Here is a 25,924-nt window from a genome sequence, read left to right as displayed (position 1 = left end):
CTCGATTTGATTAAAGTAGGAATCAGAAATAGAGAGCGGATCTAAACGTTTAACGCCCTAAAAAAAAATAATTCAATTGTTTCCTGGAAGTGATGAACCCTCCTCCAGGATAAGTGGCTGGGAAAAAAGAATCTCCTGCAATTTCTGAGGTTGTTTTTAGTTCTTTGATCTGCCCGTAACATTCTGAAAGATAAAATGCATGTCCGCATCCTAATAGATGATATCCTTCGTGAACTATAGTATTGGAGGCTCCGCCTACGAGTAAATGCCCTAAAGATGCAGTATGAGCTAAAACAAATCCCCTGGTTCCTGTGGGACTATCCACTGCCCCTAAAACTTCGAATGTAGGTATGAAAAATAATGCTAGTATATAAGAGGCGAATTCGTATGCAATGTCGGAGAATCTAACTCCTGCCAATGCCAAGATCCGATCACAACCCTCGGGAAGTTCTGCATTATATAGTTCTTCCATGATTGCTTTGCCTGTCCACCCAGGTCTTTGCCAATCCTTTACCTGAGCTACCTTTGCTTGCAAATTATATAAGATTAATTCTTCATTCCAAGAATCGAATAGATAATTCATTCTTTCCTTGGAGACGTTTTCGTCCTTCCAGACACAGACTCGGATGAATTTCATTTTTCCGTATTCATATGTATCTCTCACAGAGGACCTATGAAATCCAACGGTTGTGCAGGAGGTTAATAAGATAAGAAGAAGGAAACGAATATGTCGCATGTTTGGAATTCTTTTGAACTTTAGAAAAACTCCTTGGAAAAGCAAGGACTTTCGTTCGATACTAATAGAGGAAGCTTGTATCCGAGCAGTCAAAGTTTTAAGTGATGAATTCTGCAAAACCAAAGAATAAAAAGCAAATAAAGAAGGTCCCATCTCGTAACAGATCTTCATCTCCTTTATTCCTTCTTTTGGTAGGAATTCCATTTTGCTTTTTTCTGATAAGCGCAATGCTTGGTAGCGTATTAAAGTTAGATCGGGTAAGTTCAGAATCCGCTTTTGAGAATAGATTGAATCCGATTGAAAAGGCTTGGAGAGGACTGAAATTGAAAGTTTATGCGTATGAATACGGCTCCGATTATCGAAATAAGATCCCGGAGAATGAGGGACGAGCCTTAGGTTTAATACGAGAATCCATTCTAGAATCCACTCTTCCTAGATACCTTTTTCTGTTTCTGGCAATCGCAGTGCCATTTTACTTTTTTGTAAGGTTGTTTAAGGACAAACCAAAGAAGAAGACTTTATGGCCAGTGGCTTTAAATACAGATCCTAAAATCAGAAAAACTTCTACACTCCCCCAAAAAAAATCGTAAAGAATTAAAATAGGTTTGATTACGTTATTATAGCGTTTTGAACATGTCGTATGCTTCCAAGTAGACGATATTCGAATTTTTGTAAAATTATTACCCTAATCGGTATAACCGCATTATTTCTCCAAAACTGTACTTTAGATAAAAGGATAGAATTCGCAGGAGAGGATAAACTGGGCCTGGAAGTAGGGAGTAAACCCTGCGAGGAACTAACACGTTATAATCGTTGGTTCGCTCTTTATGGTCTATGGCGTATCCCTGGTTCGAGGGATATTGAGATTGAAAAGAAAGAAGGTAAGGTTTACTTCGCAGAACATTCAGTGAATGGATGGCAGGCGACCCTGAACCTTTTCACCGGTTTTTTCGGCACAGTTGTATTCTATAGAGTAACTGTTAATGAATGTGATTTAGGAACCAGATTTGTTCATAAAGACCAATACGAAAAATTCTTCGAGGAAGAAAAGACTAGAGCTCATGCAGAGTTTTTCTCCAAGACCGAAAAAGAATTGGAAGATGCTCTACGTAAGTATTTGGATAAAACTAGCCCGGCGGAGCATGCAGGTAAAAATTACAGCATGATCATTTTGAGAACCGGTAAAACAACTGAAGCCAGAGTAGTTGGCCAAGATGTGGATTCCCTTAAGCTGGAAACGGAAGATTCCAACGGGCAAAAGCATGAATTTACTCTTTTGAAAAAGGAAGTATATAAAGTGATCTTCGCGACTAAGATCATCAAAGTAAAAGATACTCCTCCTCCTGCAAAAGAATCCGGCAAAGAAAAACACTGACCTTTACTACTGCCGCATCCCTCCAATGAGGGATGCGGTCTCTCACTTTCAGTCAATAAATTTTCCCATTACGAAAATCCTACTTGTGTATAGGCCCGATATTCGCTTATCATACTGGTAAGGGGAATTCTCCTATGTTGTCGTATCGTTTTTCTTCCAATTCTATACTTTATGAATTTATAATATTTCTATTTGTTGCCTTTGCCTTAAATTGTGGACTTGCTTTAGGATACCAAGCGGAAGAAGAGGCCGCTCAGGCATCTCAAGAGAATAATAATAGCCCTGTTTTAGCCGCACTTGGATTGAGTTCCGGGGGAGGCGCTACAGGTGGTGGAGCTTCTAGTATGATCGGTTTTTCACCATCTAATATCTCTTTTACTGCCGCGTCTGGAAAGACAACTTATTCGCTTACCATTGCAACTTGGCCATTGGCAGGTAGTGGCCAAATTGATTTGGTGGGGACCTGGGTTCCAAAAACAGCGAGTTGCCCGGCTCCTTCTCCTAATACAGTGTCAATGGTAAGTGATTCTTTTTATCCGATTCAGCAGTCAGGAATTACATTCTCTTGTAGTAATGTCGGAACAGGAACTATTCAGTATGCCGTTTCTTCCTCTTTCGGTACTGGCGCTCCAGCGAATGGCACAGTTTTGGGAACATTGAACATCACTATAACACCTTAAGAATCGCGCAATTTTTAAACTGTTATCTCCCCACTCCGAAACAAATCGCCATCATGTCTCATCGATTCCTTTGATTCGAATAATATTAAAAAATATGAATGTTCCGCATCCCTCGAATGGGGGATGAAAAATATTTTCAAATCGATAATAAATTCCCTTCTTTTGAAATACAACTTGTTTCAAGTGATTATCCTTATATAGTTAGAAAACTGGTCGTTTGGAACGGGCTTATGAAACTTAATTCTTCTTTTGGGATAGTTTATAAATTTATAATATTATTCTCATTCGTTTTTATTTTTAATTGCGGTCTTGCTTTGGAATATCAATCCGAACAAGCGGCAAAAAGCGCTTCCGGAGATGATAATTCCAACGCTATACTTGCGGCTCTAGGTTTAAGTGAGGGTGGCGGCAGTGGCTCATCTGGAATACTTGGATTTAATCCAAATACACTCAGTTTTAGTGCTGCATCTGGAAAAGGGTTGTATACCATTACGCTTGCATCCTGGCCTGGCGGCGGCACTGCAGTCGTCGGTTTAAATTTAGGGGCGCAGGCAGCACCGGGTGGTACAAGCGGAGACTTTACTTTTGGGATACAATGGACCGGAAGTTCTTCGTGTTTGGCTCCAAGTCAAACATATATGGTTGCTAGTGATGATATCTTCCCTCTAACTTTAGGCGGAGGGGGAATCAGTTTTTCCTGCGGCATAGTCACAAGCGGATTGTTTAAGCATGTTATAATATCTTCCAACGGAACTGCTCTGCCCGTTGGGACCGATATCGGCGATCTTCAAGTAAACGTTACTCCTTAAGCCGCGACTAAAATCAGATTATCTCGCTACTCCGAAACAAACCGCCATCATATCTCCTTGGTCAAATTTTTTGACCGCCCAATCTGCTACCTTCTTAGAAGTTTTGTAGAAGATCCCGGATCCCTTTTTAGCAGTAAGTCCACTTCCATATGAAATATGTTCGAGTGGGATATAACCCAATTCGTTTCCTAAAGAAATAATACCAGGCAAACTATAATAATAAAGATGTTCTGGAACATTTAAATATCTCCATTTAGGTCCCAGATATTTTGCAAGAACTCCATATCTGCAGGTAGAAAGTATCATCCTTCCTCCCGGCTTTAAGTGTTTTAAGATTTTTTGAAGTGTTTCTTTGGGATGATGAAGATGTTCTATACTTGCCCAAAGAGTAATCAGATCGAATTTTTCTTTTCCTTCCAAATCCCAGGTCAAAAAATCTTTTTGTTCCACATCCAAACCTAATGTCTCTTTCGCAAAACGAACAGGTCCACTTGCAATATCCAAACCTTTGGTTTTCCAATTCCTGCTCTTAAGATAATCTAAAAAATAACCTGCAGCGCAGCCTACATCTAATGCAGATCTTTCGGAACCTAATAATCTTTCCCAATCAAAGAAACCTAAATCTTGCAGATTTAGATTGAATACCCTTGCGATCTCTTTTTTGGTTTCTTCAGAATAATAATTATCGTAACCTCTGTCAGTCCTTTGGGTGAAGTAAGAATCTTCATAATACTTGGAAACTTCTTCCAAGCTAGGTTGGGGATTGACCTGAACTAATTTACATTTTTTGCATTCTACTATTTGGAATATCTCACCTTTGGGGCTGGCCTTGGAGAAAAGTGGTATAAATTCCAAATTAGAACAAGTATTGCAAGGAATGGATTGCATACTATAAGGATCGGTGATTTACGGGGTTTTCCGACATAAAATGGGGACCTGATCCGATTTTTAAGGCTTGCTTTTTGGATAAATTTATTGTTAAACGTAGAAGATGCGGATATCTCTTCCCCTTAGAAAAAAATTTATAACAAGTTTTATCTTCCTTATGCTCATTGCCCATAACGTAAGTTGTGGACTTGTGCTTACAGGGACAGATGTGGGCAAAGAGTTCTTGGGTCTTTCTGAACAAGAAAAAAAGGATCCGGATAAACAAGCCGCAGCCTTATTATCAGTGCTCGGAGTAATTTCGAGTCCTTATCTTTTACAATTTAATCCTCCCGTTTTGACTTTAGAGCAAAACCAAAATGGGTCATTTACAGCTTCTATCAAATCTCCTATCCCTTCCGAGTGGAGCGGAAACTCGGAGTCTATTCTGCAAGCTTCTATGGATTATATAAATTGCCCTTCTCAGAGTAGTGAAAATTCTACTTCAGTCATGTTTTCTGGTTCAAATAGTTACGCTTCTCAGACGCTTTTTACCACGTTTTTCTTCACTGGCAGTTGTGTGATTGAATTCAGAGCTATCAGCACTAGTTCAGATATAAATCTTCCCGAAGGTTTACTTATTGGAGTTATTCCTGTAATAGTTACTACTCCTGTAGTTATTGTAGGTCCTTAAGAAGGGGCTTTAACCTAAGAAAAACCGCTTTGCCAGGGATAGGGTTTCTAAAATCCTTCCCCTATGTATAGAATCCTTACATTGTCCTCTCTTTTAGGGCTCTCTCTTTTATTTTCCCAATGCCAGCCGATTGAATCTGTAGAACCTGAAACTTTGAAGATCAAAGCGGTGGGAGATTTGGTCATGGGAACCAATTATCCGGAGAATAAACTTCCTTCCGATCCTAGAAACACTTTGTTCTCTCAGGTGGAACCAAGTTTGAGAGGGGCAGATATACTATTTGCGAATTTCGAAAGTACTCTAACCGATTATCCTCATTGTGCTAAAAATATAAATCGTCCTCTTATATTTGCTTTCAGAACTCCTCCATCATATGCAAAAATCCTAAAGGATGTTGGATTTGATATCGTTTCCATCGCAAATAACCATAGTTTGGATTTTCACCAACAAGGTTTTGAAGATACAGGCAAAAATCTTTCAGAAGCCGGAGTTAGATATACCGGAAAAAAAGGTGCGATCACTTATATGAATGCAAAAGGAATTTCCGTGGCTTGGATCGGATTCAGCCATATGGAAAGCGCTCATAATCATGTGAACCATATTGAAGAAGGTGTGGCTCTTGTAAAAGAAGCTAAGAAAAAAGCACAATTGGTTTTTATATCAGTTCACGGCGGTGCAGAAGGTGGACCAGCTTTGCATGTGAAAAATGAGCAGGAAAGATTTTACGGAGAATATAGAGGAAACCTAGTCGCTCTTTCTCACGCCTTGATCGACGCAGGTGCAGACTTATTCATCGGACATGGACCTCATTTGCCTAGAGCATTTGAATTGTATAAAGGAAAATTAATAGCTTACTCATTAGGAAACTTTTTAGGATATAGAGTATTCTCTACAAAAGGATACGGTGGATATTCGTTGGTCTTAGAGGCAGACTTGGATAAACAAGGGAATTTTATCAAAGGTAAGATCCATCCATTACAATTAAGCCAAAATGGAATTCCTGCTCCGGATCCAGAAGCTAAGACTACTGAGCTGATCCAGACTTTAACTAAATCCGATTTTCCGGGAAAGGGACCTAAAATCCAGTCCGACGGAAGTTTCCATCCTTAATTAAAGTCGCTTCATGTCGGAACTCCTACGGCGACATTCTCGTAACACTCTAAAATAAAAAAGGCCGATATAGGAACTCCTACATCGGCCTTTCACTTAATAAAACCTTAATGTGAATTATTGGGTTTTGCCAGCCGGCTCCAACGCGCCTGCAGGGGTTTTGAAGTTAATCTCATAAATATCATAATGAGAATCTCTCCAGCCGGTTACATAAGCAACGGAAACTCCTAAGAAATATCTAAGTCCGAATTTAAGAGTGCTTGTTGCGAAGGTTGCGATCTCTTCATCAGTGATCGAGAATGGGTGAACTTTATTTCTGGTCTCATCCAGATATAATCCTTCCCAGGTTCCGATCATAGTTCCCTTATATTCTAAACTTAGAATACGACCTGTAACGGAAAAATTTCTTTTTCCTCCGCTTTTAGTTTTGCTTACTATCTTATCTGGCAAACCTTTAGGAAGGGACTTCTCTTGGAGTTGAGCTCCCACCACTTCGTAATCAGAAGATAATGCGATAGGCTCCAATCTATGGATTCTGTATTGGACTAAAATTTCCTGGTTTAAACTTTTGCTTAAGAAATTCACTACGTCTGCATTTTCAGGACGAACACTGAATTCGATCTTTTGTTTTGCCGGAACAAAACATTCGTCTTTCATTTCGTCGCAAGCTTCCGAATCGTTTATAGTATAAACTTCTAAAAGACCTTCGTAAGATTCAAAGATTACCCCTCTGCTCTCGAATTGGATCAATTTTGCAACTGTCCAACCTTCGGAATAAGTTCCGGCTGCTGATAAGGATGAGGTAGTTAAAAGAAAGATCCCTAATAAAAGAAATCTTAAGGATGGAATGCGTTTCATTCGAGTTCGGTGCTCCCTGTCATGTAGGTAGACCCGAAGGAATTCCCTTCGGATCGCGAATTCGTGAATCCTTTCCGATTTTTATCTTACATCAAGAAAATATTTCTTTGTGAATTCGAAAATATCCATCTATTGGAGCTCGAACAAGACCCCTTCTTTAACTTTGTGGCTTAGTGACTTTGTGTGAAAAATGTCTTCGAAAAAGGCGCTAGGTTACCGAGAATCTTCCATCCGCCAGGGATGTGTAGGGCGCGAAGCGTCCTGAGCGTAAGCGAGGGACGAGGACGTATGTCCGAGCCCGGAGCAGCCCGGTCTTGCGTAAGCAAGAGGCGGCAAGACCTTTTTGAGATTGCCCCACCAACTTGGGTTGGGAACCTGGTTTTGCAAGTAGATCGGAAAAGGGAATCCGGTGAGAATCCGGAGCTGTACCCGCAGCTGTAAACGCCTAAACGATCGGACAAAACCACTGTCGAAAGACGGGAAGGGTCCGAATCGGGCGTGAGTCAGAAAACCTATCAGAGCTGCTTTCAATTCTCTGGCTTTCGGGAGTTAAGGCCTCAATGTATAAAAGACCCAAACAATTCGGCAGAATACTTCATCTAGGGCTCTTTCTATTTTCCGTCCAAATATTTTCTCAAGAGCCCCAGAAGACTGAAACTTCCACTGTAAAAGTAGTGGGAAAGACCAGTTCTAATTCTCAGCCTGAAAATTTCAGAAAGAACCCGACTGGCTTCCAGACTTCTATCGATCTGGATCAATACAATGCACGTTATACGAATCTTCCCGATGTTTTAGAAAGGGAAGCAGGGGTCAGGATCAGAAGATACGGTGGCCTCGGTTCTTACTCAACTCTTTCTCTTAGAGGAACAAACCCGAACCAATCCAGGATCTTTATAGACGGAGTTCCTTTTAATAATGCGCAAGGGGGAGAAGTAAACCTCGCAGATCTTCCATTCGACAATTTACAAAGTATAGAGGTTTACAGAAGTGGCGCTCCTGTCGGATTTTCAGGATCCGCAATCGGTGGAAGTGTGAACTTAGTCACAAGAACGGGCGGTGGTCCTCCTAAAACTCGTGTTAATATAGGTGCCGGGAGTTTTAATACAGGGAAAGGTAGCATAACGCATACGGGGACTTACGGAGGAATAGGCACTAGTGTATTCTTACTCGGAGAAAAATCGGATCAAAACTTTTCTTACCTAAATACTCATGGTACATTACTCGTTAATCCTCTGGACGATACGATCGATAAAAGAAGGAACGCTCAGTACGAAAGAACTTCCGGGATGTTAGGCCTGAGCGGGGATATCGGAGCGACCAAGATCAAGTTTTGGAATGATCTAAATTATAGATTTCATGGAATTCCCGGGCCTGCAAGCAACCAAACACAACAAGTCCATCGCAGATATCTTAGAAATACTACTTCTCTCGGAACGGATACAAAAGGTTTATTCGACGGATTATTGAGATTAGAAACTCGGGCTTTTACCTCATTTACGAACGACGATCTATTCGATCCGAAATCAGAATTTTCCAAAGGGACTCCTAACTCTACCGCTTTTATGGGACAGTCCGGATTCCAGATCACTCCTACACTCTATTTATTAGAATATTATCAAATTCTGAAATTCCACGCTGGGATAGAAAGAGAAACATTCGAAAGATCAAGAAGTACACCTCAAAATATAGATCTAAAATATGAACCGGGAAAAACAAGGACCTATACTACGTTTCAAGTAGAAGACGAGTTCAGATTTTTGGATGGAAAACTAGTTTTGACTCCCGGGGTTTCTTGGGATTCTTACAGAGACAAATTCCAATCCGACGAACCTTGGTATAGAAAACAAGATCCGTTTGCTTCTGCCACAAAAACCACTGAGTTTTCGAATCCTAAAGCAGGACTTCTTTGGAGGTTTTGGGAAAAAGAAAATTATTCTTTGGAATTTAAATCCAATATCGCAAAACAATATAGGATCCCGAGTTTTTTAGAACTATTCGGAGAAGTTGGAACAATCATAGCAAACGATTCTCTCAAACCGGAAAGAAGTGAGAATGGGGATGCCGGTTTCACCGGAAGATATAAAAACGGAGAATTCAAATCTAATATTACGATTTCCTATTTTAGAAAAAGGATCAAGGACATGATCCTATTCATCCCGAATTCGCAGTTTACCTTGAGGCCGGAAAATGTGGATTCTGCAAGGATTGACGGTGCCGAAGTTTCTCATAAGACCGAATATAAGGGCTGGAAATTTTTATTAGAATATACCTACCAAGAAGCGATCAATACTTCTCCTGCGCCTTATCTAAATGGAAAATATCTTCCTCTTAGGCCTAAACATGAAATCTCCGGAACGATCGCATATAGGGGAAAAAGATGGGAACTTGGATTTGAAGGTGTGTATGTAGGAGCAGTTTTTAAGGATAGGACAAATGAATATGTAAATTACCAACCTGCTCGTCAAATTTGGAACGCATATCTTACACTTGTATTGTATTCTTCTCCCGAGGAAGAAGATCCTACCAAAAAAGGAGAAAAGACTCCTAAAGAACTGCTCTTAAGTATAGATCTTAGGAATATGGGAGATAAAAGAGTGGAGGATATTGTAGGATATCCTCTACCGGGAAGAAATTGGTTTATCACCTTGAGCGGGAGGTTTTAAGATGAGATCTTTATCACGAACTATTCTTCCCTCTTTGTTTATCTTCTTCTCCTTCTGCGGAGATATAGAAAGACCACCTTTATATACTTTATTCTTAACTCCAAATCTTCCGAATAATATCGGAGTGGTGACCACGGATTTTGCGAGCGGAGGCAGATTTAAGGTAGTAAATCCTGAACTTCTTCTTTCTTATCCTGGATTGACGCCGATTCATTCTGATGCTATCGCCAGATACGGGAACGATAAAGTATATATTCTAAATCGTTTAAATAGGGATAGTATTCAAGTTTTGGATCCTAATTTCGGATTCCAAACCATATCGGAATGGTCTATGGGCTCAGGCACAAATCCTGCCGATATTGCGATCCTAGGTCCGAACAAGGCTTATGTATCACTTTATGGGTCTAGAATATTAAGGATTATTCATCCTCTAACAGGAGCAAGTTTAGGACAGATAGATCTGGGGGGTTATTCTGAGCCTAGTGCGATTCCGGATAATTTACCTGAAATGTCCGGTATACAAATCGTTGGCTCCAGCCTGTTTGTAGTATTACAAAGATTGGATCGAAATGATCCGACTGGATATTTTCCACCTGGTCCTTGGGGATCCCTTCTTTTGGAAATAGATACTGTAACTGATTCTATTATTTCCGTTTATACATTTCCTGTTCCAAACCCGGTAGGCAAACCTCAGATATTGGAACTTTTCGGGGAGACTCATATAATTTTTGCCGCGGCAAATAGAATGGGTTTTTTGAGCCAGATTGACGGCGGGGTGGTGGCATTTAGGCTTTCTTCCCGGACTTTCCGCTCAGGCTTTTTGTTTTCGGAAGCTGCTGCAGGAGGAGATATATTAGGAGTGCAGGTCAAAAACGATCAACTGGGTTACGCAAGTGTTTTGGACGCTTCCTTCAATAAAACATTACAAGTATTTAATCCAAGCACAGGTCAGAAATTGGCGACTCTACTTTTTATTCCTTCCTCCTATGATGCGAGTTTGACGACGATCTTACTTGCGGATGACGAAATACTATACGTTTCCAATACTCAATTCTCTCAACCGGGTGTTACAATGTTCGATACTAGAGATAATCGGTTATTAACTCCGGCGCCGATCTCTGTGGATCTCCAACCTTTTGATCTGATACAGCTCAAAGAATAATTCCAGTAGAATTCGTTACCTTCGGTCGAAACCGGATTGACAAAACACTAAAAGAATGGATGATCCTTCGTTGTTTTTCGGAGGCCTATTGCTTGATTTCCGATATGTTCCAAATGATCGCCGCCGGTCATAAAGCTCAAGTTATCTATTCATTGAGAGAAAGTCCGGATCTCGCTTCCAAGCAAAATCCGGAAGGGATCACCCCCGTACTATTCGCTCTTTATTACGGCAAAGAGGATATAGTAAATTCATATCTTACCCTAGGAATTCCACTCAATCTATTCGAAGCAGCTGCTTTGGGACATGAGGAAAGAGTTAAAGAACTCGTAGACTCCAATCCAAGTATAGTTCAGTCTTATAGTCCTGATGGCTGGACACCTTTACATCTTGCTTCTCATTTTGGAAAACTTTCCATTATTCGATTTTTATTGGAGAAGGGCGCGGACATACACGCTAAATCTAAAAGTAAATTATCGATAGGTAATACTGCATTACATTCCGCTGTTGCTTCTTGGAGAGCGGATGCAGTTGCATTACTTTTGGAGAATGGCGCGGATCCGAATTTCACACAAGATGGAGGTTTTTCTCCGCTTCATATTGCAGCCTCCAGACAGGGAAATGAACAGATCGTTACTTTATTATTGAAGAAAGGTGCGGATCCGGATCTAAAAACGGAAGATGGAAAAACGGCCAGAGAGATTGCGGCGGAAAGGGGAGTTGCTTTTAGTGCCTAATTTTTAGAAAGTTTGGGGCCGAAGAATATTATATTTTCCTATATATTGCAAATAAGGCCACAATTTGTATTCCTAAAAGCAAATAGACCCAGTAAAAGATGATCTCATTTGGGTTTTCTTTCGCGCGTTCTTTTCTTTCTATTTCCAATTCACCTTTTAGTTTTTCAATTTCTAAGCGGAGAAGGTTGATACTGGCAGTTAGATCTTCCGTGTTTTTATTAAATACATTTTGTATGTAAGAATTGTGTCCGGAAGATGTGGGCGATTTTTTATATGGATGAGGACTATTTTCTAACTCCGCAAGTTCCTTTCGAAGATTTTCATTCAGAGGCCATTTTTTATAAGCATTTTCTAAATATTCTTTTGCCTTATTAAAATTCCCCTTTTTCTTTTCCTCTCTGCCAATCCCGATCCAGGCTTGGGTTAGAATAAATTCAGCCTTAGAGTTAGAAGGATCCGATTCTAAAATGGAATTTGCCAATATTAAGGCTTCTTCGAATTGTTTGGATTCTAATAAGATGTTTCCTTCTTGGATCCATTTACTTTCCACATTACCTTCTTCTGATAATAGAAATAATGGAGAGATGAGAAGAATAGAGAAGGTTGCTATTCTAAAAATTTTGGATTCTGAAAACGGCAATTTCATCTGTCGATTCGAATCGCTTTATGAGAATATCTTCTTCTTGGCATAGGCAAAGAATGGGTTGCCCAAGCAGAACCTAATGGATTTCCGGAATCCAAAGAATACACGGTGTTTTCAGGAATATTAATGGAAGAAGCTCCTCCAAAGGAAAAAATTTTACGAGTCTCATAAGAAGTTTGGACTGCAGGAAAATATAGAGAAGAAGGGAGACTCGGTCCCAAGGAAAAAGAAGAAGAGCCTAATTGATAAAACTCAGTTCTATTTGTGGGAATAATGAAAGTCGCGGGTTGGAATACATTTCCGGAACCCGTTGAACCTCCTACAACCGCAAAATAAACTCCGTCAGCAGGAAACGGATCCTGGGAAGAAGGTAAAATACAAACCCCAGCAGCTCCATGTTTGGATTCTCCTAAACTAGGCTCACTAAAAGAAGTAGTAGTGTTTGCAGAAGCAGCGAAACCGTCCGTGCTTGAATTTGCACTTCCGCTATTGTAAGTCCTACCGCCAGTATAAAAAATAATACCGTTAATCGCACAACCTGACATATCGACTCTGCTGAATATAGTAGAGGCCGAAGAAAAAGAGATCCATTGGCCGCTTATTCCAAGTTCCGGATAGAACTTTATAATTGTATTAAATACAGGGCCGTTCGTCATATCGCTGGAATTAGAACCGGAAAGAATATAGATCTCATCTCCTACAGAACCTGCCACTGCACCGATAGAACCAGAAGGCAAAGAAGATTTTGTTTCCCATACGTCCGCATATGGATCATAAACTTCTACCTTAGAAGAGGAGATATAGGTCCCGGAAATATTCTCCATTCCGCCGATAATATATATTTTGTTTTTATGATGAATGATCGAAGCGAGAATCCTGGGACTAGGAATATTTGTAATGGAAGAATACCAGATCTCCGCCACTGGATCGAATAAATCCACTTCTTTGATAGGAAGCCCGTCATTCCCAATTCCACCTAAGATCCAAATCCCTCTTGTTTTAGGAGGATCATTCGAGATCCAAGTTGTGAATTCTAAAACACTACCTTCTTCTATCTTTTGAGATCCGCAGGTTAAGATTACTCTGTAAGAAGTATTTACGTTTAAATGTTTCCATTCTAAAAAATGAGTTTTGGATGATTGGATACTAGGAAGTATTCCATCGCTTGTATACATTGTACCTTTTGCAGGATGCGAACAATTCCAGGAAAGAACTGCGGAATTAGGACCTAATTTTGCTACAAATGCGAATTCCGCTCTGGCAGATTCTTCTCCTAAAATTTCAGATAAACCGGAGGCGGTGCAAAAGAAAAAGTGTAAGGTTATAGAAAGAATTATAAAAACAAAATATATTTTTCTCATATCGCAAACCCCCAGGAAAATCGGAGGCCCGATCTGCAAAAATTGGAACCTTCTTCTATTGTACATTGAGAACGGATACCGAGTCGAATGGAAGATCTGGACTCAGTTTGCCAATTCCAACCGAATTCAAAAATGAAATCAGGACTGGTCGCGGAGATGTTTTCGTCTCCAGTCCGAGTTAGATTACTGAAACCTGCTCCTAATAACCAATAAGGGGATGAACTTCCGTAATGTTTTCCTAAATAAGCGGATTGGCTCCATATACCTAGGTTTCCATTTTTACCTTTTCCGATCGAGACTTCGGAAGAAACTCCGTAAAACCAAAACTTTGAGTTTGTATCTCTTTCTAAAAATACACCTCCTCCATATGTAATAGGAAATGCCTGTCCCCATGGACCCCAGGAATAATACCCGGAGCCGAAAAGGCCGATCCTCCAGTCTTTTTGTTTAGAAGTTTCTAATAGATATTTTTCAGGAATGACGGGAGGTTCGGAGGAGATTTCGTCAAAATTATGAGAGAGGATTTTATATCTATCCAGCTCAACAAAACCGAGTTCCGTTTTTAAGATAAGTTTGTTCTCTTTTTTATCTATCAAAATACCTTTAAGTTGGGTTCCATCCGTTAATTTGAATTCGGAATAACGATAAGAAGAATCCGGGCCCTTCTTCCTTGGATCTATTCGTTGGAGTTCCGATATAGGGATCCTGTATTTTTTCTCTTTCCAGGAAAGAAGGACATATTCCCTTTCTTCGGAAACTTCTTCCGCGATAAAAGCGTCTCCATTCTTGAATAATATTTCAGAAGCAAAAAGATAAGAAGGGAAGACGATTCCGCAGAAAACAAGGGCGATTTTTTTAGACATACAACACGGAAGAGGGCCCGAAAAGAAAATTCAGAACATCTTATTTAGATGGGATGTGACTTCCTGGAGTAAAAAGAAAGAAAATTATTTTTAATTCCTACAAAATATCCCAATTTAGTATATTTTAAATATTGTATGTTCCTTTGAGGAACTTCTGTTTTTTTACTCAATTGGGATATCTATGCGGAATATTGATTCTAAATTCCAAAATAAGAGGTTAGCTTGAATCCTGATTCAGGATATTTGAAAAAAGAATGTGGATATTATGACTTTTAATATCCTAAATTGGGATATTTATGTTTGACATAGGAAATTTTAAACGTGTTAGTGCTTTTATATATAAAGATCACCTTTAGGTGAATTGCTCACAGCTCGGCTAATTCCATTCCGGAGTAAAATCCGGAAATTTACAGAAGGATTTGGCAAGCTAATGTTTAGGACCGGAAGATATTATGTAATTCTTATATTCTGCAGTGCGATTCTGCTTTTAGCCTGGAACCCTATTCGTCCTATCTATTCTTTTTTCTCCACATTATTCGGATTAGAGACTGAGATCCCTCTTCCATTTCCGGATGTCAGTGTGAATTCTTATGGTAAGCCTGGGTTTTCGCTTTCTATCCAAGTTCCTCCTGGAACCGGAGATATAGTTCCTTCGGTAAATATCCAATATTCCGGCTCCGGTTCCGGGATTTTAGGGAAGGGTTGGTCCTTGAGTGGATTTCCTCAGATCTCTAAAAATCCGAATCTGGGAGTTCATTTTGGTTCTTCAGATGGATACACTTCTTCTCAATTCGGTGAGATGATCTCGGATACGAATGGAAATTATAAATTCAAAATCGAAAGTTTTTCTAAGACAGAGTTCGACGGTTCTGTTTGGAAGGTCCGAGATAAAAACGGAGTCATTTACGAATATGGTAAAAATTTTTCCGGAGGTTCTAATTCTAGATTGGATTCGGATGGAGTCCCTATCGCTTTCTATTTAGATAAGGTTAGAGATAGGTTCGGGAACGGTTATGATATCCGATACGATTCGGAAAATTTACAATCTCCTGATGTTTTGCCAAAGGAAATCGTATATGCCAGGGGAAATGCAAGGATACTTTTTATCTATGAGGACCGTTCCGAAAGATTTGGAGAGAAAATTTTCTCTTTAACCAAACCTCTTTCTCGAAAGAAAATATTAGAAAAAATAGAAGTATATGCGAAAGATTCGTCCGGTTCCGAAAATTTAAGTGAGCTATATGAATTTGATTACGATACAGTAAACGGAGAAACGTTTCTTTCTTCTTTTCATCGTAAAAATTATAAACCAATCGTATTTTCTTATTCGACTCGGTCTATTCAGGCTCAGTATGTACAATCTTCCGGAAAAACATTCCAAAATTCTTATAGAGCTCCTAACCCGAGTGTAAAATCTTTCTGTGACGCTACTGCCGCAGCCTGTGCCTGTACTGTTGACGCAGGTTGTATGCTTGCGAGTCATTACGCTGCTCCCTATATTTGTAAGATGGGAGTGGAGAGCTTCCAAGATGTTTGCACAAATGGTGTGGAAATGTCTTTTGCAGTTCCTGCGGATGTAGATGGTGACGGAAGTCCTGAGATGGTCCGTGTTTTGGGAAATATGGACAACCAAAGGTTTTCAGTTTCTAAACTTTCTTCTTGGGATACTGAAAACCTAGATCCACTCTCTTTGAGTGGAGAATCCAAGGGGAATCCGATTGGAGTCACCACCGAGGGTAAAATTTTCCCGGGAGATTTTAATGGAGATGGTAAGACTGATTTTTTGGTACTAAAATCAAACGGTGCCAAGGGAATTGTGTATTACGGTCCGGATCTGAGCTCAGTAGAATATCCTGAACTTATTGCTGAAAATCTACAGCAAAGCACACCTTTTCATTTTTTAGCGGATGTAAATGGAGACGGAAAGACTGATATTTTACAGGCAAAAACTTCTACTAAGATCCAAATTTATCTTTCTACCGGTTCAGGTTTTCAAAAATCACAATTATTGAATATTACGGATCCAGGAAATTCTTTCCAAGGATTTGTAGATATGGATAAGAATGGGGTTCCGGATCTACTTAGGATCAGTGGGACTTCCGATCCGAGGTTGATCTTAACATTCTACGATTTTAAGAACGGAAATTTAGCAGAATTGGAGGAAACTGAAATCTCCAGATCTTCTTTTGGAAATGATGGGGACCAATTCATCTCAGATTTGAATGGGGATGGTTATCCGGATTTTGCATTTTTCTCCGGAGCTACAAGCCAAGGTACGATTCACTATTATCCATTCGATGGAAGAAAGTTTAGGACCAATGGTGGTGCTGCCTACCAAACTGTGAGTGTGAATGGCGCCTTTGCTACTAGACAGCAGCAGAATTCTACTGGTTCTAGTCAGGTTTATGTAGAAATAGATCTTACCGGAGACGGGGTAAAAGATAAAGTCACTTATAATTATTCTGATCTAGCAAATCCATATTTTACAGTACAAGTTTATGATACTTCCGGGGAAGATTATCTACCTGGCTTTTCCTTGTATTGGAATCAGGATTTTGTTAGGGATTTAAATGGAGACGGGGTTCCGGATATTCTAAGAGCAAATGTAAGCACCATAGAAGAACCGGATAATGAGGATGAGGATTCCCTTCCACAAACTATAACGACTAGGAATTTTTCAGTAAATATTACGAATATAACATATTATGAAACTTCTATAGATCTGAAAGATTATCTTCCCTCAGTAAACACCAACGGAAGTACTTCGGACAACGCATATTTCAATTGGAGAAATAGAAAACAATTCATAGATCTAAACGGAGATGGAAGAGCGGATTTCATTCGATATGATTCATCCGAGTCTAAATTGATAGTTTCTTACTCTAAAACGGATTCGGGTGGAAATCTATTTTATTCCGCGGATGGAGACGAGTCTTGGGTGACTGGAGGATACCTTCTTCCCTTAGATATCAATGGGGACGGTAAACCTGAACTTTTGGGTTTGAACGGGGATAAAAAACCTCTTCAGTATTCCTTGCCTTCCAGTATTCCGTTTGTGGAAACAGTTGGCTACCGTCAGTTTCCTCATGAGTCTAATTTAGAATTACATCTTTTGAGATTTCATTCCGAAGTTCCTGAAGGGCTTTTGACCAAGATAGAAAATGGTTCTTATGTTTCCGAAGGAAATGTAAGTGTTCAGTTAGAATATTCCCTTTCTAAAAATCATCCGACGGCTAATGGATTGGGTTTATATGATCCGAATCATCCTGAAATTCTCCCTTTAGTATTTCCTGATTTTCTAATAACCAAACTTACACAAAGGGCGGGGGCTACGATTTTTGGAGAAAATTCATACAAGTATTTCTTTTCCAGATTGTATAGAGGTGGGTTCAGAAATTCCGGATATCTAGGGTTCCAGAAGGTGGAGGAGAAGAATACTATCTCCAATTCAATTACGGAAACCAAATATGATTCTCCTTATTTAGAAGCTGCTGGAATTTCTACTGCTCAGACAAAATTCAAAAATGGGATCAAAATTTCAGAATCTTATAAAAATTTCCAAAAATCTTTTTCCCAAAACGGTGGAATACAAATCTTAGAAACGGATAGTTTGGAGACTGCATACAGAGCAGGACAGTTATTCCAATCTTCTACAATAACTAAAACTTATGATACATATGGGAATATTATTCGAAAGGATACGAGTATCAATGGGACTACTGCCAGTGAAAAAGTCTCTTATCTGAATGATTGGAATGAGGGCGTTTTAGGAAAACCTATAGACATACAAGTTTTGAAGAATGGAGAAATAGTCTCCCATAAAAAAATAGAATATTCTAATTTTCAAATATCCGCAGTGAAAGAAGAAATGAGCCCCGGCGTTTGGAAAACCGAGGCAATCCAGGCTTACGACTCGTATGGGAATCCGAATCTTGTAAAAGAGTCTAACGGCAATTTGATCACTGTAGAATATGATAATATTCTACATAAGTATCCCCTTAAGATTACCAATGGTCTCGGGCAGGTCACATCAAAAACCTATGATTTTTCGAATGGTTTGGAATTATCCAGCACGGACGAAAACGGGGGAATTTCCAGAACGGAATACGATTCTCAGGGAAGAGCATTCAAAAGTTATTTGCCGGGAGAAAACGATTGGTCGGAAAAAATCGAATATGAAAACACCGGTGACCTAGAGAATCAGCTTGTCCGAAAGATCTTCCGCCGTAGTAATGGTGAGACCTGGCAGGAAGATTTGAGTAATAATATTACTAAGATTTCTAAAAAAAGAAGCAGTCTGGTAAACGGATATGTCCTGGTAGAAGAGACTCACCGGAATTTAGAAGGTCAGGTTACCAGGAAAATCGATCCATACTTAGAAGGATCCAATCCTTTCTCCTGGACGGATTATACGTATGACCAGGAAGGAAACCAAACCAAAAGTGAAAGAAATGACGGCAGAGTGATCGAATCCGAGAATTCAGGTTTGGTCTCTAAGACCAGGGAGCTTCTTAACGGAAATCTAATTAAGGAAATCGTTGAGGAGAGAAATAACCTTGGCCAGGTAATTTCTTCCACACAGCTAGGGAAAACTACACGTTATTCTTACGATCCTACAGGAAGGATTTCTGAGATCATAGATCCGGAAAGCGGGATCACATCCATAGAAACCGATTTTGGAGGAAGAAAAACCAAGGTTGTTCATCCGGATTCGGGCAAGATAGAATATGAATACGATCCTAATTCCGGAAAATTAACCAAACAAAAATACCAAAATGGTTCCAGTGTTCAATATTCTTACGATAGTTTAGGCAGAGTTTCTCAAGTTAAAGGAGATTCTCCTGAAACCGGGGCAGTATATTATACATACGAATATGATGATCCGGAAAAAGAGAATGGGATCGGAAGATTGACCAAGGTCACTGACCCACTAGGAACAACAGAGTTCGGATACGATCTAAGAGGGAACCAAAACTTAATCGTAAAAAAACTTACCGAAGAGGACCTTAAATTCGTAATCCGTAAAAAGTATAATCTACAAAACCAAATAGAGGAAACTATTTATCCGGATGGAAGTATTGCAAAAAACTTATATTCCGAGGCAGGATTTCTTTCCGGGATTACCTTGACTCCTGGAGATGGAAGCGGTTCCGATTTCCCGATTGTTCAATACCAAGGCCCTATCATAGAAGATGGAGAGCTTAAGATCCAGAGAAAATTGGGAAATGGTGTCAGAACGGATATATATTATGATTTAATAAAACGTAGACCTAGCAGATTTGTTTCTGTTAAAGATACTGAAATTTACCAAAGTATAGAGTATAATTACGATCAGTTCGGAAATTATCTTTCTATTTTAGATAAAAAGAATCCGAGCAGGACACAAAACTTCCAATATGATTCGGTAAATAGGTTGGCTGCGGCTTCCGGAGTTTATGGAACGGAAGAATATACATATTCTGATTCCGGAAGATTACTCCAAAAAGGAAATTTATCCTATACTTACGAAAATCCTTCTCATAAAAATGCGGTCACTAAGGTAACAGGGCAAAATCAATCCTATCAATATTCTTATGATGGTTCCGGAAATATTATCTCTCGAAATGGTGAAAATTTCCATTATGATCCTTTCCAAAAATTAAGAGAGATTCAAACGGAGGATCAGGATAGTATTCGATTTGATTATGATTTTTCAGGAACCAGGATCAGAAAAACAAAATCAAGTGATTCCAGCAAAACAATCAGTTTAGGCGGATTGTATGAGGTTTCGATCTCTCCAGGAAAATCTCCCCAACATACATTGTATTTCCGGGGAAATTCCGGAGATCTGGTGGCACAATGGACCAGAACGGATGCGGTACTTGTAAATTACCAAGGTGATGGCATTTCTTCGGGAGGTTCGAGGTTAGAAACTGCTTGGAAAACTTTAGCCTGGGCAACAAAAGATAATTCAATCCGAGGGATTAAATATCTATTTTTAGTTCCGGGAACTAATTTAGGATTTTTGTATATTACAATCCTATTAGGTTTAGGATTCGGGCTTCTTTCCTTTAGAGAAGGGCTCTGGAGATCCGTCTTAAAATTTACTTCTCCGATTCTGATCGTTTCTTTTTCTAACTGTTCTATATTGATGCCTGGTGGTAATGGAAATCCACCTTGGTTAGTTCCTCCACAGTTCGATTCAAATACTCCGAATGTAAATACTCCATATGAACCCGGAGGACCAGGCTCCGGAGCGGGGCTTCCCGTTGGTGGATTTTTATTCCTTCATCCGGATCATTTAGGCTCCATCACAATGGCCACAGATGGAAATGGAAATCGGATCGCAGGCGGGGACCAGGGAGGAGCATCACATATTTCTTATAAACCATACGGTGAGATCCAGCGAAACGATTCCTCAGGACCGGATGTGTTCCGTTATAAATACAACGGACAAGAAGAAGATAAAGAAACAGGTCTATACTATTTCAAAGCAAGATATTACGATCCTTTGATCGGTAGATTTTTACAGGCAGACTCGGTTATGGACACAACAAGGCCGATGGGAATGGATCTGTACATGTATACCGAGGGAAATCCAATTAAATACACGGATCCGAGCGGGAATAGTATCTTGAGTAGCTTTTTTGATAGGAACGGACTCGGATTTTTAAACTTTAGCATTTCATTAAGTAGCTTCTTTCAAAATGCGTTTTATGTGAGTGCCCAGAGATGGAGTGATGCAGGACTAGGAGTAGCGCTTGCAATCAATCCTATGGCAGTGATAGGAACTGCCTTGGGAATAGGCGCAGTCGCCTCCATCGCAGCAGTTGCTGTTGTAGCTACTGGGATCGGACTTGCATTGGGAGCCGGGATCGTCGCTTTAGGAGCCGCTACCCTAGTGGCTGCAACCGCTATTACTGTGGGTGCCGCACTCGCAGTTGTGGCAGCAGTTACAGGAGTTGCAGCTGCTTCCTTGGCAGCCGCATTGGCTGCATCCGTAGCAGGAACAGTGGTTTATGTAGCCATGGCCGCATTATCAGTTGTGTCTGCTTTGGTGACCACGGCTCTCGCACTTGCAGTTGCGACTGCACTACTTGTGAGTTATCTCATACCTGTCTTGGTTTATAGCGGGGTAGGCGCTGCGGCAGCATTAGTTTCATTATCTCCTATTACCATACAATCATATATAGCAGGTGGATACTCTAAATCAAGTTTCAATAATATACATTGGGATGAAGAGAACGCAAGAACTGCTGCTTGTTATGCAGTCGCGGGCCAGGTGGCTGCTGTGGGAGGATACTTCGGATATTTAGGCTACCTTGAACTTGGCAGCTACATAGCGGTAGATCGGATATCTGAATTTTTAGGCTATGCAGGTACTGTTAAGGGAATTTTAGATCATGACTGGTCGTCCGTAGGGGCAGATTTTATTGGATATGGAATAAAGATACTCTGGGAAAAGGATATCCCGGTTGGCTTATTACTTAAAGCCGGAAAGGCAGCTAACCGGACATGTGGGGGAACTTTGTGAAAATAAAGATTCTTCCATTGCTCTTAGTAAACTTTATAATTTTTTTAAATTGTCTTCCTGCATATTACAGGGGTAAACAGATTGTAAATCCGAAGAATAATTTTCTTAAATTTGAAATTAAGAATTTTAAAGATAGGAAAAATTATGAACCGGAAAGAATATTCTATAAAATTAATAATTATAGATTTATCCTAATGTGGTTAGATCCAGATGTGCATTTCCCGTATCGTAAGGGGGATAAGATGCCTCGTGCCATCAATCCTATGGAAGATTATTATAAATATAAAAAAGACGGTCTTACCCGAAGTAAAATTGATCAATTTTTTCATGGAGACCGTAGGGATTACTTCGCTTACGATTGTGAGTACTGGATGCCTCTTTTATCGGGTAGGAATCAATACGATCTTTCTATAATTGATCGAAGTGATGTTAGAGTGGATGGGGCTTGGCCCGAATTTGATCTTCCAGAAGATCATTCTGTCCGAATGAAAATTACTCCTGCCATGAGAACCAAGGGATCTGATCCATTAAACCGTATTACCGGCTGGTATTCCACGGATCCTGAACTTACTAGAAAGGGCTTCATCATCGAATTTACGATAGAAAAGAACCGCCCTGGTGAAGAAGAACCAGTATGTGATCTTGGGATCGAACCTTAGGTATAAATTGATGGCAGAGAAAGTTTATAGAATGAGTAGTTTATATTTTCATTATAAACAAATGCTCATTCGTTCTATTCTAATCTGGAGCATTTTGAATGGGCTATTTTGCGGTCCGATCGGGCCGAACTATAACTATTGGGATATTGAAAGTTTCGATAGTACTTACTTGAGATTTAATTTTCCGGATCTTGGGCCTGAATCTCAATATTCTCAACCAAGTCTTTTTCTTTCGGAAAGAGATAAGAAGACTTATTATCTTACAATATTTTTAGGAAATGATTGGTTGCCAGATCGTAGTTTACAACCGGAGGAATGGTATTGGAAAAAATTTTATTCGAACTGGGAAAAACTTCCACCAGTCGTTCAGTCTGCTCCAAGATTTAATTTCATTTCGGGCTGCGAATATTATATACCTGTTCCAGTTGGAAAATCTATCTATTCCGTATATAGCTATAATCGTAATAGCACGAATATCGGTGGCGGTAGCATGACTAAAGTTGTAGAACTTCTGCCTGGCCAATCTGTTCGAGTTCATTTTAGAAATCCTGAAATTTTAACTGAAGATAAAATAGATCCAAACAAATACATAAGTTATACAAAGGGCGATCGTATTTTATTTTCCATTGAGCCAACTCCGTTGCACATGGATAAGCCAGGTTGCGAATTTGAGAAATAATTCTAAGAGGCGGAATTATGAAAGCTATCGACGTAAGCTTATGGAAATAAAGTTTCTCTTTTTTTTATCTATATGTTTTTCTCTGGGTTGTATACCTTTGGCCGGATTGGGGAGTTATGATAGAGGATGGACTCCTAAAGAGTTTTATCAAAATTATCTAAAATTCGAAATTAAAAATTACAAAGATCGAAAAAATTATGAACCGGATCGGTGGTTTTTCGAGATAAATCAATATTATTTTCTTATAAAATGGATGGATCCGAATGTTTATTTTCCATATACCGAAAAAGATCGAATTCTACGTAACGTAAACCCTCCTGAAGATTATTATATAAATAAGAAAGATTTTCTTAATAGAAATCTATTTAGGCAAATTATAGAAGGCGATCGCAGGGATTACTTTGCTTATGACTGCGAATACTGGATGCCTCTTTTGCCAGGTAAAAACCAATATAAAATTCTTATAAATGATATAACTGATCAAAGGAGAGATGGCGCAGAGCCTGAATTCGACCTTCCGGAAGGTTATTCAGTCCGAATGAAAATAGTTCCGGCAATGCGTACCTTGGGTTCCGATCCGACAAGGATGCCGATTGGGGAACGTCCTAAAAGCCCTGAACTAGTCAGAAAAGGATTCGAAATAGAATTCACTATAGAAAAAAACCGCCCTGGCGAAGAAGAGCCAGCATGTGATCTTGAAATCGGATCTTGATCACATAAAAAGCAATAAATTTAAATTAACGAAGGTAAATGAAAAACAATGAAACAAATCTATATCACAATGCTAATCATACTATCTATTGCGAACTGTATCGCGGTGGATACATTAGGATTAACTGATACATACAAAGGAGATGTTGCGAAAGATAAATTATTGGCTGCAGCGAAAATTGGTGACTATCTGACCGCAACAGCTTACTTTACTGACCAAGGTTATACTGGATCTCAATTGGATTCCTACGTAGCTGCTCAAGTTATATATGCTTCTTTTATCGATGAAGCGGTTTTTAATCTAGATGAATCAAAATATTATAAAAAGCACGATGTGGACACTTGTGCTTTAGTGATCCAATTTTTAGGAGTCGCAGTAGACTTTGATTCTTTTACGAGCTATTTGAGTAATAAGTCCTGCCGTTTGGTTCCTGATGATCTTTTCTTGGACAGAAATATGGGCACAAGTACGAATACCCCTCATAAGAGCTCAAAGTAGAGAAGTCTAATCCGGATTAAGTGACCCGGGGTAGAAATTTGAATGGTAGAAATTGAATGAATAAATATATGTTCATATCGATTATTAGATCAATTGTTCTTATAATATTGTTTTTAGATTTTAATTACTGCACAGTTTCAGTTGTACAGAAACCGGAAAATTTGAAAACAGATAAGGAGCAATATCCTCATGAAGTGGCGATCTTAATTCCAAAATCAATAAGAGACTATTCATATCCCGGCACAATGATTACTTCGTTCAATATAGGGGAAGCACTCGAACAAGCAATGAAGCAAAGAGCGAAAGCTCAGTTTGAAAACGCTATCGTAATTGATTCTCTTTTTACAAAACATCCGGATATAAAGACGATTGCGGTAAAGATCAATGATGTTCGTTATGAATTTCATCCGGATAATACGACTGGACTTTTTAGCCATACTATATTCCAAATTTTTCTAACATTAGAGTTTTACGATGGCCAAACATTGGTTAGAACGGTGAGAGTCGAATCTGGAAAAGTTTATCAAGGCATTCCTCCCTTTTTACATGCAGATTACGCTGCCGCAGGTTCTATTTCTAAGGGTATAACCATGACGGTAGATAAAGGGTTCGAAAACTTATTATCTGATTTATCTGTGCAAAAATTGATTAATCCTAATATAGAAATCCTTAACCCCCCAATAACTCTCTATCTTCCTGGATCACCGTGGAAACATTGGTGATCCCTCCTTGGAAAAGAAGTCCTAAATAATCGGATAATTTTCTAAGATTATAACCATCTTCTCTTGCAAGTAAAACCATCGCTTCGAAACCTGCAGCCACCATCATTACAGAGGTAATCCGGATAGGGTGAGCGGGAAAACCACCTTTCTGCACCATTCTTTCTAAGTCGCTATCCAATTCTTCTAAGATGTAAGTCATGGAACCACCTTGGAAAAGATAACCTCGGATAATATCTCTGTTTCTCGTTAATAAATCTAAATGAATTCTATCCTGCATCATCACATGAAAGACTGCAAAATAAGCGTCGCTTAAAAAAGCCAAAGGGGTCTCTGCTTTTGCTCTCGCTTCTCTAATTCCTTTTCGGATCCCTTCCGCTAATTGATCCGCGATATCTTGCATTACGGATTCTTTATCTTTGTAATAATTATAGAATGTGCCTTGAGCAAGGCCGCTTTCTCGGATAATTTCTCGAGTGGAACATGCCTCGAAGCCGATCGTAGCAAAAACTCTACGTGCTGCGTTTAGGATCGCGTTCCTGTTTTTTGTTTTATTGTCCAGTCTTCTGGATCCGGAAGTTTCTAGTTTCAT

22 protein-coding genes and 1 riboswitch are annotated in these 25,924 nt (G+C 39.5%); of the genes, 15 read left to right on the top strand and 7 right to left on the bottom strand.

The features are described 5' to 3' along the window. Positions 1-49: 49 nt before the first annotated feature. Complete coding sequence (locus CH377_RS06685) at positions 50-940, bottom strand: hypothetical protein (protein ID WP_243402005.1); 891 nt, start codon at positions 938-940, stop codon at positions 50-52. Positions 941-963: 23 nt separating this feature from the next. On the opposite strand from CH377_RS06685, the gene CH377_RS06680 reads away from it, so the two are divergent. The 4 genes from CH377_RS06680 to CH377_RS06665 all read left to right on the top strand — a co-directional run bounded on the left by CH377_RS06680 (position 964) and on the right by CH377_RS06665 (position 3,600). Then, positions 964-1,326 carry a hypothetical protein gene (locus tag CH377_RS06680; protein ID WP_243402004.1) on the top strand — a complete coding sequence of 121 codons (363 nt, stop codon included), beginning with the start codon at positions 964-966 and terminating at the stop codon, positions 1,324-1,326. A gap of 50 nt (positions 1,327-1,376) precedes the next feature. Beyond that, positions 1,377-2,111: an LIC_13076 family protein gene (locus CH377_RS06675; RefSeq protein ID WP_100723011.1), complete on the top strand. Its 735-nt coding sequence runs from the start codon at positions 1,377-1,379 to the stop codon at positions 2,109-2,111. Between the two features lie 134 nt (positions 2,112-2,245). Then, a complete protein-coding gene (locus CH377_RS06670) occupies positions 2,246-2,791 on the top strand; it encodes a hypothetical protein (RefSeq protein ID WP_100723010.1) in 546 nt (181 codons plus the stop codon). Between the two features lie 98 nt (positions 2,792-2,889). Next, a complete protein-coding gene (locus CH377_RS06665) occupies positions 2,890-3,600 on the top strand; it encodes a hypothetical protein (RefSeq protein WP_100723009.1) in 711 nt (236 codons plus the stop codon). Positions 3,601-3,618: 18 nt separating this feature from the next. On the opposite strand, the gene CH377_RS06660 is transcribed toward CH377_RS06665, so the two are convergent. Then, the gene (locus CH377_RS06660) at positions 3,619-4,488 is read right to left on the bottom strand and encodes a class I SAM-dependent methyltransferase (protein ID WP_100723008.1); all 870 of its coding nucleotides are present in this window, start codon (positions 4,486-4,488) and stop codon (positions 3,619-3,621) included. Between the two features lie 157 nt (positions 4,489-4,645). On the opposite strand from CH377_RS06660, the gene CH377_RS06655 reads away from it, so the two are divergent. Next, a complete protein-coding gene (locus CH377_RS06655; RefSeq protein WP_100723007.1) occupies positions 4,646-5,158 on the top strand; it encodes a hypothetical protein in 513 nt (170 codons plus the stop codon). A gap of 63 nt (positions 5,159-5,221) precedes the next feature. Next, on the top strand, positions 5,222-6,268 hold the full coding sequence (locus tag CH377_RS06650) for a CapA family protein (RefSeq protein ID WP_207797597.1): 1,047 nt from the start codon (positions 5,222-5,224) through the stop codon (positions 6,266-6,268). A 117-nt stretch (positions 6,269-6,385) separates the two neighbouring features. Here CH377_RS06650 and lsa26 read toward each other — a convergent pair whose 3' ends face one another. After that, positions 6,386-7,126, bottom strand: coding sequence for a surface adhesion protein Lsa26 (lsa26, locus tag CH377_RS06645; RefSeq protein ID WP_100723006.1), 741 nt, complete (start codon positions 7,124-7,126; stop codon positions 6,386-6,388). A 359-nt stretch (positions 7,127-7,485) separates the two neighbouring features. Continuing rightward, a riboswitch (cobalamin riboswitch) is annotated at positions 7,486-7,660 on the top strand. A gap of 26 nt (positions 7,661-7,686) precedes the next feature. Here lsa26 and CH377_RS06640 point away from each other — a divergent pair. The 3 genes from CH377_RS06640 to CH377_RS06630 all read left to right on the top strand — a co-directional run bounded on the left by CH377_RS06640 (position 7,687) and on the right by CH377_RS06630 (position 11,685). Beyond that, on the top strand, positions 7,687-9,789 hold the full coding sequence (locus CH377_RS06640; RefSeq protein WP_100723005.1) for a TonB-dependent receptor: 2,103 nt from the start codon (positions 7,687-7,689) through the stop codon (positions 9,787-9,789). 1 nt (position 9,790) lies between these two features. Further along, a complete protein-coding gene (locus CH377_RS06635; protein ID WP_100723004.1) occupies positions 9,791-10,951 on the top strand; it encodes a YncE family protein in 1,161 nt (386 codons plus the stop codon). Positions 10,952-11,046: 95 nt separating this feature from the next. After that, positions 11,047-11,685, top strand: coding sequence for an ankyrin repeat domain-containing protein (locus CH377_RS06630; RefSeq protein ID WP_165780468.1), 639 nt, complete (start codon positions 11,047-11,049; stop codon positions 11,683-11,685). A 28-nt stretch (positions 11,686-11,713) separates the two neighbouring features. Here the strand turns inward: CH377_RS06630 and CH377_RS06625 are convergent, their stop codons facing one another. From CH377_RS06625 to CH377_RS06615, 3 genes are read right to left on the bottom strand one after another with little or no spacing between them, the layout of a single operon-like run. Next, a complete protein-coding gene (locus tag CH377_RS06625; RefSeq protein WP_100723003.1) occupies positions 11,714-12,331 on the bottom strand; it encodes a tetratricopeptide repeat protein in 618 nt (205 codons plus the stop codon). Further along, the gene (locus CH377_RS06620) at positions 12,328-13,689 is read right to left on the bottom strand and encodes a Kelch repeat-containing protein (protein ID WP_100723002.1); all 1,362 of its coding nucleotides are present in this window, start codon (positions 13,687-13,689) and stop codon (positions 12,328-12,330) included. The genes CH377_RS06625 and CH377_RS06620 overlap by 4 nt, the downstream gene beginning before the upstream one ends. After that, positions 13,686-14,552, bottom strand: a complete 867-nt coding sequence (locus CH377_RS06615) for an LA_3334 family protein (protein ID WP_100723001.1) — start codon at positions 14,550-14,552, stop codon at positions 13,686-13,688. The genes CH377_RS06620 and CH377_RS06615 overlap by 4 nt, the downstream gene beginning before the upstream one ends. A gap of 430 nt (positions 14,553-14,982) precedes the next feature. On the opposite strand from CH377_RS06615, the gene CH377_RS06610 reads away from it, so the two are divergent. The 6 genes from CH377_RS06610 to CH377_RS06585 all read left to right on the top strand — a co-directional run bounded on the left by CH377_RS06610 (position 14,983) and on the right by CH377_RS06585 (position 25,335). After that, the gene (locus CH377_RS06610; protein WP_100723000.1) at positions 14,983-22,065 is read left to right on the top strand and encodes an RHS repeat-associated core domain-containing protein; all 7,083 of its coding nucleotides are present in this window, start codon (positions 14,983-14,985) and stop codon (positions 22,063-22,065) included. Continuing rightward, positions 22,062-22,724 (top strand): hypothetical protein, encoded by a 663-nt coding sequence (locus tag CH377_RS06605; RefSeq protein ID WP_125172145.1) that lies wholly within the window; start codon positions 22,062-22,064, stop codon positions 22,722-22,724. Before CH377_RS06610 ends, CH377_RS06605 begins: the two co-directional genes overlap by 4 nt. 10 nt (positions 22,725-22,734) lie before the next feature. Continuing rightward, the gene (locus CH377_RS06600) at positions 22,735-23,403 is read left to right on the top strand and encodes a hypothetical protein (RefSeq protein ID WP_100722998.1); all 669 of its coding nucleotides are present in this window, start codon (positions 22,735-22,737) and stop codon (positions 23,401-23,403) included. Between the two features lie 97 nt (positions 23,404-23,500). After that, positions 23,501-24,115, top strand: a complete 615-nt coding sequence (locus tag CH377_RS06595) for a hypothetical protein (RefSeq protein ID WP_243402003.1) — start codon at positions 23,501-23,503, stop codon at positions 24,113-24,115. Positions 24,116-24,163: 48 nt separating this feature from the next. Further along, a complete protein-coding gene (locus tag CH377_RS06590) occupies positions 24,164-24,613 on the top strand; it encodes a TIGR04452 family lipoprotein (protein ID WP_100722996.1) in 450 nt (149 codons plus the stop codon). Between the two features lie 161 nt (positions 24,614-24,774). Beyond that, positions 24,775-25,335 (top strand): hypothetical protein, encoded by a 561-nt coding sequence (locus tag CH377_RS06585; RefSeq protein WP_100722995.1) that lies wholly within the window; start codon positions 24,775-24,777, stop codon positions 25,333-25,335. Here the strand turns inward: CH377_RS06585 and CH377_RS06580 are convergent. Next, positions 25,283-25,924 (bottom strand): TetR/AcrR family transcriptional regulator, encoded by a 642-nt coding sequence (locus CH377_RS06580; RefSeq protein WP_100722994.1) that lies wholly within the window; start codon positions 25,922-25,924, stop codon positions 25,283-25,285. The two genes, CH377_RS06585 and CH377_RS06580, sit on opposite strands and share 53 nt — an antisense overlap.

The organism is Leptospira haakeii (assembly GCF_002812045.1).
Taxonomy (GTDB): Bacteria; Spirochaetota; Leptospiria; order Leptospirales; family Leptospiraceae; genus Leptospira_B; species Leptospira_B haakeii.
This window is presented reverse-complemented; position numbering and strand designations above follow the sequence as displayed.